4 protein-coding genes and 4 pseudogenes are annotated in these 13346 nt (G+C 70.5%); 2 read left to right on the top strand and 6 right to left on the bottom strand.

Annotated elements, in window-relative coordinates:
* Positions 1-87: 87 nt before the first annotated feature.
* Positions 88-3026 (top strand): annotated as a pseudogene (topA, locus tag MTP03_RS20440) (type I DNA topoisomerase).
* 24 nt (positions 3027-3050) lie between these two features.
* Here topA and MTP03_RS20435 read toward each other — a convergent pair.
* Positions 3051-4581, bottom strand: a pseudogene (locus MTP03_RS20435) (adenylate/guanylate cyclase domain-containing protein).
* Positions 4582-4633: 52 nt separating this feature from the next.
* On the opposite strand from MTP03_RS20435, the pseudogene MTP03_RS20430 reads away from it, so the two are divergent.
* A pseudogene (locus MTP03_RS20430) lies at positions 4634-5852 on the top strand (DNA polymerase III subunit delta').
* Positions 5853-6682: 830 nt separating this feature from the next.
* Here MTP03_RS20430 and MTP03_RS20425 read toward each other — a convergent pair.
* The 5 genes and pseudogenes from MTP03_RS20425 to MTP03_RS20405 all read right to left on the bottom strand — a co-directional run.
* Positions 6683-7348: pseudogene (locus tag MTP03_RS20425) on the bottom strand (serine/threonine-protein kinase); the annotation flags it as partial.
* Between the two features lie 197 nt (positions 7349-7545).
* Positions 7546-9039, bottom strand: coding sequence for an NAD(P)/FAD-dependent oxidoreductase (locus MTP03_RS20420; protein WP_248489734.1), 1494 nt, complete (start codon positions 9037-9039; stop codon positions 7546-7548).
* Positions 9040-9167: 128 nt separating this feature from the next.
* Positions 9168-10400 carry a CdaR family transcriptional regulator gene (locus tag MTP03_RS20415; protein WP_248489733.1) on the bottom strand — a complete coding sequence of 411 codons (1233 nt, stop codon included), beginning with the start codon at positions 10398-10400 and terminating at the stop codon, positions 9168-9170.
* A gap of 83 nt (positions 10401-10483) precedes the next feature.
* Positions 10484-10942 (bottom strand): hypothetical protein, encoded by a 459-nt coding sequence (locus MTP03_RS20410; RefSeq protein WP_248489732.1) that lies wholly within the window; start codon positions 10940-10942, stop codon positions 10484-10486.
* 5 nt (positions 10943-10947) lie between these two features.
* Positions 10948-13326, bottom strand: coding sequence for a molybdopterin oxidoreductase family protein (locus MTP03_RS20405; RefSeq protein ID WP_248489731.1), 2379 nt, complete (start codon positions 13324-13326; stop codon positions 10948-10950).
* Positions 13327-13346 lie beyond the last annotated feature (20 nt).

The following is a 13346-nucleotide window of genomic DNA, read 5'->3' as shown; positions in this document are numbered from 1 at the left end:
AATGTGCACCGAAGTGACCGCCTACGTCGGAAGTGACGTGGGAGGCGGGTGGTGACGAAGCAGCCACCGGAACAGGCAGGAGGGTCCATGGCGGCACGTGCGAAGGCAGCGGGCGGAGACGGTATGCAGCGCCTGGTGATCGTGGAGTCCCCCGCCAAGGGCAAGAAGATCGGCGACTTCCTCGGGCCCAACTACACCGTGCGCGCGTCGATGGGCCACATCCGCGACCTGCCGAGCCGGGACAACCCGCTCCCTGAGGCCGACCAGGGCAAGCCCTGGGCGCGGCTCGGGGTCGACGTGGACCACGAGTTCGAGGCCCACTACGTGACCTCCGCGAGCAAGCGCTCCACCGTCTCCGAGCTGAAGTCCCTGCTCAAGCAGGCCGACGAGCTCTACCTCGCGACGGACGGTGACCGCGAGGGCGAGGCCATCGCGTGGCACCTGCGGGAAGTGCTCAAGCCGAAGGTCCCGGTCAAGCGGATGGTGTTCCACGAGATCACCCAGCAGGCCATCCTCGCCGCCGCGCAGGAACCCCGCGAGCTCGACATGAACCTCGTGGACGCGCAGGAGACCCGCCGCATCCTCGACCGCCTGTACGGCTACGAGGTCAGCCCCGTGCTGTGGCGCAAGGTCAACCAGGGCCTTTCGGCCGGCCGCGTCCAGTCCGTCGCGACCCGCATCATCGTCGACCGGGAGCGCGAGCGCATCGCCTTCCGCACCGCCGGGTACTGGGACATCGCCGCGCAGCTCGACGCCGGCGCCGAGGCCAGCCCGCGTACCTTCGGCGCGCGCCTGGTGACCGTCGACGGCGACCGGGTCGCCACCGGCCGCGACTTCGACGCGCAGGGCAACCTCAAGAAGCCGTCCGGGACCACCGTGCTCGACGGTGCCCGGGCGAACGCCCTGGTGGCAGGCTTGCAGGGCGCCAGCCTGACGGTGACCTCCGTCGAGGAGAAGCCGTACACCCGCAAGCCCTACGCGCCGTTCATGACGTCGACGCTGCAGCAGGAGGCCAGCCGCAAGCTGCGCTTCAACACCGACCGCACCATGCAGATCGCGCAGCGGCTCTACGAGGGCGGCTACATCACCTACATGCGTACCGACTCGACCACTCTGTCGGAGACCGCCATCGCCGCCGCCCGGGACCAGGCGCGGCAGCTGTACGGCGCCGAGTACGTGCACCCGACCCCGCGGCAGTACACCCGCAAGGTCAAGAACGCGCAGGAGGCGCACGAGGCGATCCGCCCCGCGGGCGAGACCTTCCAGACGCCGGGCGCGCTCGCGTCCGTATTGAACTCGGACGAGTTCCGGCTCTACGAGCTGATCTGGCAGCGCACCGTCGCCTCGCAGATGGCCGACGTCAAGGGCACCACCCTGAGCCTGCGGATCGCCGGCACCGCGTCGTCGGGCGAGAACTGCGAGTTCGCCGCGTCCGGCCGCACCATCACGTTCCCGGGCTTTCTCGCCGCGTACGTCGAGACCGTCGACGACCAGGTGGGCGGCGAGGCGGACGACGCCGAGTCGCGCCTGCCGCAGCTGGTGAAGGGACAGGCTGTCACGGCCGCCGAGCTGGCGGCCGCCGACCACGTGACCAGCCCGCCGGCCCGCTACACCGAGGCGTCGCTGGTCAAGACCCTCGAAGAGCTGGGCATCGGCCGACCGTCGACCTACGCGTCGATCATCAAGACCATCCAGGACCGCGGCTACGTCGTGAAGAAGGGCAACGCCCTCGTCCCGCAGTGGGTGGCGTTCGCCGTGATCGGCCTGCTGGAGGGCCACTTCGGCGGCCTCGTCGACTACAACTTCACCGCGTCCATGGAGGACGATCTCGACGAGATCGCCGGTGGCCGCGAGGGCCGCGTCGACTGGCTCACCCGCTTCTACTTCGGTGACGGCGGGCCCGAGGACGACGGCGCGGCCGTCGCCGGGGCCGACGGACCGGGACCCGACAGCCCCGGCTTGAAGAACCTCGTCGCGGCGAACCTGGACGCGATCGACGCGCGTGAGATCAACTCGATCCCGCTCTACACCGATGCCGACGGCAACGTCGTCTACGTGCGTGTGGGGCGCTACGGGCCGTACCTGGAGCGCACCGTCGGGCCCAAGGAAGGCGAGACGGAGCCCCAGGTCCAGCGGGCCAACATCCTGGCGTCGATGACGCCGGACGAGCTGACCGAGGAGGTCGCGGAGAAGCTCTTCGCCACCCCCCAGGACGGCCGCCCGCTCGGCGTCGACCCGGCCACCGGCCACGAGATCGTCGCCAAGGAGGGCCGTTTCGGCCCTTACGTCACCGAGATCCTGCCCGCGCCGGAGGAGGACTCCGAGGCCGAGAACCTCGACGAGCCGGGCACCACCAAGACGCGGCGCAAGAAGAAGACCGACGCGCCGAAGCCGCGCACTGGCTCCTGCTCAAGACGATGGACATCGAGACCGTCACGCTCGAGGACGCGCTGCGGCTGCTGTCGCTGCCCCGCGTCGTGGGCGTCGATCCGGAGTCCAAGGAGGAGATCACCGCCCAGAACGGTCGCTACGGGCCGTACCTGAAGAAGGGCACCGACTCGCGCTCGCTGGCCACCGAGGAGCAGATGTTCACGGTGACCCTCGAGGAGGCGCTCAAGCTGTACGCGGAGCCCAAGCGCCGGGGCCGCGGGGCGGCCGCCGCGCCGCCGCTGCGCGAGTTGGGCAACGACCCCGTCTCCGGCGCCGCGATGGTCATCAAGGACGGCCGGTTCGGCCCGTACGTGACCGACGGTGAGACCAATGCGTCTCTGCGGAAGGGCGACGAGGTCGCGACCATCACCGATGAGCGTGCGTCCGAGCTGCTCGCGGACCGTCGTGCGCGGGGGCCTGTGAAGAAGAAGGCCACCAAGAAGGCGGCCGCGAAGAAGGCGCCGGCCAAGAAGACGGCGGCCAAGGCTCCGGCCAAGAAGGCCGCCGCGAAGAAGACGGTGGCGAAGAAGACGACCGCGAAGAAGGCCCCGGCCAAGAAGACGGCCGCGACGAAGACCGGTCCCCCGGCGGAGTGACCCCGAGCGGCCCGCGAAGGCGGGCTACTCCTCGTCGACGGGGCGCGCGAGCTGCGTGAGCTGCCCGCGACCACGCAGCTCGATGGCCTCGCCGAGCGCCCACAGCGCCTGCTCGGCGGGGTGCTCGCCTCGACCGCCCGCCCGGCGGCCAGGAGGCACGACGGTTCCGATTTGGCGATCTCGGTGATCCGCGCGGCCTCGTTCACCGGGTCGCCGATCACGGTGTACTCGAACCGCGCCTTCGCCCCGATGTGCCCCGCGACCACCTGTCCCGCGGAGACGCCGATACCGAATCCGGTGCCGCCGAGCACGTCGCTGAGCTGGAACCGCATCTCCCGGGACGCGGCCAGCGCGGCGCCGGCGGCGTCGGGGTGGGGGAGCGGGGCGCCGAAGATCGCCAACGCCGCGTCGCCCTGGAACTTGTTGACGAAGCCGCCGTGCAGGTCGACCAGGTCGACGACCACCTTGAAGAAGTCGTTGAGCAGGTCCACCACTGCAGCGGGCTCCTCGGTGACGGCGAGCCTGGTCGAGCCCACCAGGTCCACGAACAGGACGCCCACCTCGCGGATCTCGCCGCCCAGGTGGGTGCCGTGCTCGAGCGCCTGGCGCGCCACGTCCTGTCCGACGTAGCGGCCGAACATGTCGCGCATCCGCTGCCGCTCGGCCAGGTCGTGCACCATGTCGTTGAAGCCCGCCCGAGCAGGCCCAGCTCGCTCGAGTCGTAGATCTTCACCGACGTGTTGAAGTCGCCGTCGCGAACCTTGCGCTGGGCGCGGAAGAGGTCCTGGATGGGGTCGCCGATCGACTTCGCGGCCCGCGCCGTGCCGAGCAGGCCGGCGCCGATCGCGACCACCGACAGCAGCAGGACCGGATTGATGACGGTGCTGGCATCGGGGTCGATCACCCCCGTCTCCTGGGAGACGACCACCATGATGATGCCGACGATCGGCGTCGCGGTGCCCAATACCCAGCTGAGCATGATCCGGCTCGTCACGGACAGCCCGGCGGTGCCCTGCGGCTCCTGGGCGAGGGCCGCCACGGTGATCGGCCGGAGCACCCGCTCGGTCTGCATGTAGCTCAGCGCGCACGTCGTGGTGGCGCCCAGGAGGATCGTCATCGCGATCACGATCGGGATGCCGCGCGAGGTGGTGAAGTTGATCACCACGAAGATCGCGCCGCCGACCAGCCAGAACACTGCTTGGAGGAGCGCCATCCGGCCGGGTATAGCCAGGGCCCGCCGGGATATCTCGGGGTCGTTCGGGGCGCTGCGCCGGTGCCAGCGCAGGACGGGCAACACCATCCGCAGGCCGATCAGCATGCCGGCCAGGCTCGCGAACAGCAGGTACGTGATGAATACCAGCAGGTTGACGCCGCTGATCTCCTGCAACTGCACCGACTGCTGCACCGGCAGCGCGAACCGCAGGAAGCCGAACACGAACACCGCGCCCAGGATGTTCGATCGCAGGACGTCGAGCGCGAAGATCGGCCACGGGGTCTTGGCGAGCCACCGCGCCAGTCGCAGTGCGCGACTGAGTCTGCTCTTCGGTGCTGCCACCGCTCCAACTTAGCCTGCGCTCGCCGTCGGACGGGAGGGCTAGTGTGTGGGGGTGAGCTCAGTGTTCGATCGCCTGGTGGGGCAGGAAGCTGTGGTGACTGGCCTGCGGGGCCGCGGCCGCCGCCCGGGAGGTGGTCGCGAGCGGCGGCACCGTCGCCGACCTGGCCGGATCGGCCATGACCCACGCCTGGCTGTTCACCGGCCCGCCCGGCTCGGGACGTTCCGTGGCGGCCCGGGCCCTCGCCGCGGCCCTGCAGTGCGACGATGCCGGCGAACCCGGGTGCGGCCGCTGCCGGGCCTGCACCACGGTGCTCGCCGGCACCCACGCCGACGTGCGCGCGATCGCGCCCGACGGGCTGTCGATCGCGGTCAAGCAGATGCGCGAGGTGGTGGCGGACGCGGCGCGCCGCCCCTCGGTTGGGCACTGGCAGATCGTCCTCATCGAGGATGCGGACCGGCTCACCGAGCAGGCCGGCAACGCGCTGCTGAAGATGGTCGAGGAGCCGCCGGCGCAGACCATCGTGCTGCTGTGCGCGCCCACGGTCGACCCGGAGGACATCTCCGTCACCCTGAAATCGCGGTGCCGGCACGTGCCGCTGGTCACCCCGTCGGTGCCCGCGATCGCGGCGGTCCTCGAGCGCGACGGTATCGATCCGGAGCGGGCGGCGTGGGCCGCGGGCGTGTCCGGCGGGCACGTGGGGCGGGCGAAGCGGCTCGCCACCGACCCCGAGGCGCAGAAGCAGCGCAAGCAGGCGCTGGGGCTCGCGCGGGCGGCCACGTCCGAGGGGGTGTACGGCATCGTCGAGCAGCTGCTGCGCGATGCGGAGAGCACGGCCAAGGAACAGGGCGCCGCGCTCAACGAGCGGGAGACCGAGGAGCTCAAGACCGCGCTCGGCGCCGGCGGCAGCGGCCGCGGCACCGCGGGCGTGATGCGCGGCTCCGCCGGCCAGCTGAAAGACCTGGAGAAGCGGCAGAAGGCGCGCGGCACACGGGCGGTGCGCGACTCGCTGGACCGCGCCCTGATCGACCTCGCGGCCCTGTTCCGCGACGCGCTGGTGCAGGGCACGGGCGCGCAGGTCACCCTGATGCATCCCGACGAGGCGGAGCAGACCCGCCGGCTCTCGGGTTACGCGCGGCCCGAGGGCCTGCTGCGCTGCGTCGAGTCGGTGCTGCAGTGTCGCGAGGCGATCGACCTCAACGTCAAGCCGGTGGTCGCCCTGGACGCGATGGCCGCGGGCGTCTCGTCGGCGCTGCGCGAGCACCGTCGCTGAGCGCTACTCGCCCCGCAGTTCCACCTGTCCGATGGTGGTCGACCACTGGCCCTGCGACACCTGTACCAGCCCGGTGATCCACACCAGCACGTACCTCGACGACGGCGCGTCGGTCGCCGTGAACTCGGTCGCGCCGTTGCTGAGCGTGCCGTCCCAGACCTCCGTCGTGGCGTCCAGCGACCCGGGGACGCTGAGTCCGCGATCCGGATCTGCACCGTCGACCCCGCGCTCGGCGAGGTGATGGTCCCGGACGTGACCTTCGCCGCCTCGTCGAGCGTGATGAGCAGGCCGGTGCCCTGCTTCAGCCCACCGAAGCCGGGACCGGAGAAGTAGTAGTCGGTGCGCCACGAGGGTTCCGCACCCGTCAGGATGTTCGCGGCGTTCCCCGAGCGCTCCGATCCGCCCTGGAAGTACACCTGCTTGACCGAGCTCGCCTTCAGGGGCGACCCGCCGCCCCCACCGCCCGGTTTCCCGGCGTCCTGGTACAGGTACAACCCGCCTGCGGCGATGGCGAGCAGGACCACGACCACCAGCGCGGCGACCGTACGGCCCCACCTGCGGGGCTTCGCCGGTGCCGGCGCGGCGGGCCCCTGCTGGCGGGCGGAGGCGGGCAGTTGCTCGGCGCGCGTGGGCGCGGGCTGGGCCGCGGTGTGCGGGCCGGGGTACTCGCCGGTCGGGACGTACTGCCCCGTCGGTGGGCCGGGGTACTGGGCGGTCCGCGGACCGGGCTGCTCGGCGGTGAACGGGGGCACCTGCCGCTGCGCGGTGCCCGTCGGCCGGCTCGACGGTGCCTCCCCGCGCAGGCCCGCGACGAACTCCGCGCACGAGGCGTAGCGGTCCTCGGGGCGCTTGGCGAGCGCCTTGCGGAACACGGCGTCCAGGTGCCCGGGGAGGTGCGGCGCGCGGGCCGTGATCTTCGGCGCGGGCTGGTTCAGGTGCGCTGCGATGACCGCCGCGGGCGAGTCGCCGGGGAACGGCGGCGCGCCCGTGAGCAGCTCGAACACGGTGCAGCCCAGGGAGTACAGGTCGGCGCGGTTGTCGAGGATCTTGTTGTCGAACGCCTCGGGCGACATGTACGACATGGTCCCGACGGTGACGCCCGTCGACGTCACGCCGACCGCCTCGCCCGCGGCCTTGGCGATGCCGAAGTCGGCGAGCTTGACCTGCGGCGCACCGTCGGAGTCGAAGGCCACGAGGATGTTGGCGGGCTTGACGTCGCGGTGCGTGATGTTGGCGTGCCGGTAGGCGTAGTCCAGGCCCGCGCCGGCACCGTCGGCGATGCGGATGGCGAGGTCGAGCGGCATCGGGCCCCGCTCGGCGAGCATGCGCGCCGTGTCCGGCCCGGCCACGTACTCCATGGTGATCCACAACCGGCCGTCGAACTCGCCGCGGTCGTACAGGTGGATGATGTTGCGGTGGTTGAGCTGCGCGAGCACGTAGGCCTCGCGCTCGAACCGCGCCTTGTACTGCGGGTTGCTGCTGACCGAGCTGTGCAGCAGCTTCAGCGCGTCCTGCCGGGGTAGGCGGGGTGCTCGACGAGATACACCTCGCCCATACCCCCGCCACCGAGCTTGCGGACCACCCGATAGCCCGCGATCTGCTGCACGTTCATCCGCTCCATCCCGCCGCGACCGAATCTCGGCGCATCGCATCAACGTTAGCCGGTCGGGCGGGACGGCTGCGTCGTGCCAGGTCAGACGGTGACCGCGGCCCGCGTTCCGGCGCTCAGCCGCAGCCCGGACTCCTCGCCGAGCGAGAGCTCGCTGTTCAGGCGCTTGGCGTCCTCGAAGTAGCTCATGGACATGCGCCAGTCGTCGGCCTCGCCCTGCCGGGGCAGCTCGTGCAGCGCGCGCTGGACGTAGCCCGCCTCGAAGTCGAGTGCGGGGCGGGTGGGCATGTCCGGGTCGGCGACGGCGACCGCGACGTCCAGGCCACGTGCGTCCATGTGCTGGATCAGCTTGGTGATGTAGCGGAACAGCATGCCGATCTTGAGCGTCCACGAGGAGTTCGTGTAGCCGATGGCGATCGCCACGTTGGGGACGCCCGAGAGCATGGCGCCGCGGTGGATCACGGACTGCGTGATGTCCACCTCGCGACCGTCGACCGACAGGGTGACGCCGCCGAACAGCTTGAGCTTGAGCCCGGTCGCGGTCACGATGATGTCGGCGTCCAGGTGCTCGCCGCTCGCGAGCTCGATGCCGGTCTCATCGAAGGTGACGATCTTGTCGGTCGCGACCGACGCGTCGCCGCTGCGGATGGCCTTGAACAGGTCGCCGTTCGGCACGGCGCACAGCCGCTGGTCCCACGGGTTGTAGGGCGGGTTGAAGTGCACGTCCACCGGGTACCCCTCGGGGAGGCGCTTGGCGTTCTCGCGGCGGATGATCTTGCGGGCGAGGTCCGGGAAGCGCTGCGCGAACACGTACACGCCGCGCTGCTGCCAGATGAACCGCTTGCGGCTCAGGTCGTGGCCGATCCTGTGGCCGAACGCCCGGTGGAACAGGTTGGTCAGCGGATCCTGCTTGGGCACCGGCATGATGTACGTGGGCGTGCGCTGCAGCATCGTCACGTGCGCGGCCCGCTTGTCGCCGTTCAGCAGCGAGGGGACCAGGGTCACGGCGGTCGCGCCGGAGCCGACGACCACGACCTTCTTACCCGTGTAGTCCAGGTCCTCGGGCCAGAACTGCGGGTGGATGATCTGCCCCGCGAAGCGGTCGCGGCCGGCGAACTCGGGCGTGAAGCCCTGGTCGTAGTCGTAGTAGCCGCTGCCGAAGAACACCCAGCCGGCGGTGATGGCGAACCGCTCGCCGTCGCGCTCGACCTGCACCGTCCAGCGTGCGTCCTCGCTCGACCAGTCGGCCGAGACCACCTTGTGGCCGTAGCGGATCTTCTCGCCGAGGCCGTTCTCCTCGATCGTCTCGCGGAGGTAGTCGATGATCTTGTGCGCGTCGGCGATGGAGTCCTTGGCCTCCCACGGCTTGAACTCGTAGCCGAAGGTGTGCAGGTCGGAGTCGGAGCGGATGCCGGGGTACTTGAACAGGTCCCAGGTGCCGCCGAACGTCGAGCGGCCCTCGAGGATCGCGAAGCTCTTCTCCGGCAACTCGGTGGTGATGTAGTGCCCCGCGCCGATGCCGGAGATGCCGGCGCCGATCACGAGGATGTCGAGGTGCTCTGGCGTGGTGCTGGTCATGGAAGTCTCCTGGGGTCTGCCTTGTCGGCCGGGCTCAGTGATAGAACCGATGCCTTACTCTCTCGCTCCCGGGCGTCTACAGGCCAGCGCAAAGCGCACCCGGATCGACGGTGCCGTGGTGCAGATCGTCACGCGGGGCCGTCGGGGCCCAGCCAGCGCAGCACGTCGAGCGCGACCGCCACGCCGGTGGGGTTGTCGGCGAGCGGGCGGGGGAGCAGCTCGTCGGCCCTGGTCAGGCGGCGGACTACGGTGTTGCGATGGGTGTACAGGCGCTCCGCGGTGCGGGAGGTGTTGAACTGCTCGGCCACGTACGCGGCGACGGTGTCGCGGGTCTCCTGGTCGGCGGTCAGCAGCTCGCCGAGGGTGTCGCGCACGAACTCGTCGGCCTTGGTCGTGTCGCTCGTGACCAGCGAGATCAGCGCGATGTCGTCGTACCGGGCCACGCGGCGCCGCGAGCGCAGCCGGGTCATCAGGCGCTGCGCCGTGCCGGCGTCGAGGTGGCTGCGGCGGAAGCCGTCGAGGTCGTCGCCGGGCCGGCCGAGCGCCACGCGCACGTCGGGGTGGTCGGCGAGTTCCTTCGCGACCTCGCCGGCGTCGATGACGACGGTGCCCGGCAGCCACAGCCACAGCGCGGAGGCGCTCGCGACCACGGTGAGCGGCCGCGACGTGCCCGTGTGGCGCGCGAGTGCGTGCGCCGCGGCATCGAGGTCGGCGGCGTCCCCGCCGGTCCAGATGACCGCCGCCGTGTGCGGACCGGTGAGTCGGTAGCCCAGCTGCTGTTCGGCCCGGGCCCGGCCGATGGGTGCGCCCTCCAGGATCAGCGACACCGCGGCCAGACGGTCCGCGTTGGTCCCGCTGGTCAGCTGCTCGCGTTCGGCAGCCATGCGGACGGTGATGGCGTCGATGGTGTCGTCGACGTACGTCGACATCGACGCCCAGCTCGTGGCCAGCAGTTCCCGCAGCTCGTCGGGGTCGTCGGTGAGCTCGAAGCACAGCTGCATCCAGAGCGACCACGCCGCGATGAGGCCCTTGCGGTAGGTGTCGATCCCGTGCAGGTCGAGGCCCCGCCGGACCAGGTCCCGGGCGACGGCGAGCGCGTCCGCGGAGTCGATGTTCGGCGGCACGCGGCGCCCGGGGTGCACCAGGTTGTGCGCCGCCCAGTGCAGCATCACCGCCGTGTCCGACTGACGCACGAGCGCCGCCAGCGCGGGGTCCGACGCGATGGGGTACAGGATCACACCGCTCAGCGTGGCGTCCTGCAGCCCGGTCAGCCACTCCTCCGGCGGGTTGCTCGCGACCTCCGCGCCGCGCCGGATCAGCTCTTTCACCCGATCGGACGGCTCGGGCCAGCTCTGCTCCATGTTCCGTCCCTTCCGTGTGGGAAGGATTGTGCCCGCTCGGGGGAGCCGGTGGTACGCCGCCCGCCCGCAGTGTCGTCGTCAGGTTACGTGGCGACGAGCAGTGTTTGGGCGGCGTCGGATTTCTGGCGCATGCTCAGCCACGCCAGTTGCGCCGTGGTCCGGCTCGTGCATTCGCCGCAGACGGCGATCAGGTCCCTGTCGCGGGCCCCTTGGGCGGCCTGCGCGATGAGCTGCCAGGTGGACTCGACCAGGGTCGCGAGCTGATGCAGGTCGGCCAAGTCGCGCAGCAGCCCGATCGGCCCGGTGCGCGGCGGGCCGGGGCAGATCGCGTGCAACCGCTCGGGCGGTTCCTCGGCACGATCGGCGTACCGGTCCAGGGCAGGGGCCAGAGCGGCCACGTGCTCATCGGCCTCGCGGGCGAAGGCCGCACAGGCGAAGGAGACATCCGCATCGGCCGTGTGCGCGGTCGCGACCTGGCGGTAGCACCGGGCGAGGTTCTCCTCGGCGCGGGCGAGCATATCCAGATACGTGTACAGGTGCATGGTCCTCACTCTCCTGTTCCGCGACCGGCGGCGATTGGGGCCACCGGTGCCGATGCGGTCTCCGTCGGAGCCGGCGCCGGTCCGGTTCCCGCCCGCAGTCGCCGTACCGAGACCGCGGCGACCTTGAGCTCGGGTTGCTTGGACACGGGGTCCCACGCGGAGATGGTCAGCTCGTTGGCCGCGGTGCTGGTACTGGACCCGTAGTGCCAGGGTGCGAACACCACGCCGTCGCGCACATGGGAGATGCGCGCGGGCGCTTCGATCGACCCGCGCCGCGAAGTCACCTGGACCACGTCCCCTTCGGCCACGCCCAGAGCACGGGCGTCCGACTCCGACAGCTCCACCCACATCTCCGGGGCGGCCGCCTGCAGTTCGGAGGCACGCCTGGTCTTGGTCCTGGTGTGCCAGTGGTACACGGTCCTCCCCGTCGTCAGTCGCAGCGGGTACTGCTCGTCCGGAGTCTCGTAGGCCGGCTCATACGGTGCGGTCTTCAGCACCGCGCGCCCGTCCGGACGGGCGGCGAGGAAACGGGTCCTGCCGGTCGGTGCCCCTGTGACGACGTCGTGGCCGAATGTCTCGCAGGCCTCGAACGTGGTGGGGAAGTGCCCGTCGGTGTAGAGCCGCTCGGTCCCTTCCGGGGCCTCGGCGGTCACCGGCCACTGGATCCCGCCCTTGTCCCTGAGCATCTCGTAGGTCAGCGCTGAGTAGTCGCATTGGCGGCCGGCACTGCAGCGCTTCCAGGCCTCGAACGCTTCCTCCGGGGTGTCCCAGGCGGGCAGCGGGTTCCCGTCCTTGTCGCTGAGGCCGAGGCGACGGGCGTACTCGACCCACACCTCGAGGTCGCCCCGCGCCTGACCGGGAGGGTCGACGGCCTTCTCCTGCAGATGCACGGTGCGGTCGACATTGGTGAAGGTGCCCGTCTTCTCCGCCCACAGCGCCGACGGCAGGACCACGTCGGCCAGCTCGGCCGTCTCGGTCAGGTACCCGTCGGAGACGACGACGAAGCACTGCTCGCCGGCCAGTGTCTCGCGGATCCGGGCGAGGTCCGGCATCGACACCGCTGGATTGGTCCCGGCGATCCACAGGAACCCGATCGAGCCCTGCTCGGCGTAGCGGAACATGGCGTTGGCATTCGTCGGCGGGCTCCAGTGCGGGATGACGAGTGGATCGACGTTCCACATCTCCGCGAGTTCCCGCACGTGGTCGGGGTTGTTCCAGTTGCGGAATCCCGGCAACGCAGGCCCGCATCCGGTCTCGCGGTTGTTCTCCGCTGAGGGCTGGCCGTTCATCTGCAGTATTCCGGCACCCGGTCGGCCGAGCATCCCGCGGAGCAGATGGAGGTTGTTCACCTGGCAGGACGAGGCGGTGGCCTGATGGGATTGGTAGAAACCCATTGAACAGGTTGAGACGACCGCCCGGCTCGTCGCGAAGATCTCCGCGGCAGCGCGGATGTCGTCGGCGGGCACCCCGCAGATCTCGGCCGCCCACTCCGGGGTGGTATCGGCCGTCAGTCGCCTGAGTTCGTCGAAACCTATCGTGTGCGCGTCGACGTAGTCGTGATCGATCGCGTCGCGGGCGATGAGCTCGTGCACGAGGGCGTTCATCAGTGCCAGGTTGGTGCCGTTGCGGATCGGGAGGTGGACGGTGGCGCGTTCTGCGACATTGGTTCGCCGCGGGTCCACGCACACCAGGCGGGGCGGATTCGGCCCGTCGAGACGGTCGAGCATTCGCGCCCACAGCACCGTTTGAGTCTCGGCGACGTTGTGGCCGAAGAGGAACAGCGCGTCGCAGTGGTCGACGTCGGTGTAGGAGCCCGGCTGGCCGTCGCAACCGAACGATTCCTGGAACGCCGCCGAGGCCGTCGCGGTGCACAGCCGGGTGTTGCCGTCCATGTGCGGAGTGCCGATGCCGGCTTTGCCGATCACGGCGAGGGTGTAGAACTCCTCGATCATCAACTGTCCCGAGGTGAAGAACCCGTGCGAGAGCGGGCCCTTCGATTTCAGCAGCGAGTCCGAACGGTCGACGATGGCCGACATCGCCGTCTCCCAATCGGTCTCGACCAGCTTGCCGTCGCGACGGATGAGAGGCGTCGTGAGGCGATCATGCTGCTGCCCCTGCCAGCCGTAGAGCCCCTTGGGGCCGAGTCTGCCGTGGTTGATCCGGTCATCCGCACGTCCGCGCATTCCGACGATGCGTCCGTCGGCGACGGCGACCTCGACCCCGCAGCCGTTCGAGCACAGCAGGCAGGCACCTTTGACCCAGCGGTCCACCTGGGACTCGACGATCCCGTCGACCAAGTGCGTGTCCACACGCGCCGGCCACGTCCCACCGGCGCCGAACGGGGTCCGCTCGCCCCAGATGTCGCTGATGCGTTCAGCAGTCACCGTTCTCACCTCCGCAGTCG

This window comes from Tsukamurella sp. PLM1 (assembly GCF_023168325.1).
Taxonomy (GTDB): Bacteria; Actinomycetota; Actinomycetes; order Mycobacteriales; family Mycobacteriaceae; genus Tsukamurella.
Note: the sequence above shows the minus strand (reverse complement) of the source record. Positions and strands in the feature narration are given on the sequence as shown.

Excerpts from the sequence above, each read along its gene's own strand:
- MTP03_RS20420 (WP_248489734.1), bottom strand. The coding sequence starts at position 9,039 with ATGACCAGCACCACGCCAGAGCACCTCGACATCCTCGTGATCGGCGCC.
- MTP03_RS20410 (WP_248489732.1), bottom strand. The coding sequence starts at position 10,942 with ATGCACCTGTACACGTATCTGGATATGCTCGCCCGCGCCGAGGAGAAC.
- MTP03_RS20415 (WP_248489733.1), bottom strand. The coding sequence starts at position 10,400 with ATGGAGCAGAGCTGGCCCGAGCCGTCCGATCGGGTGAAAGAGCTGATC.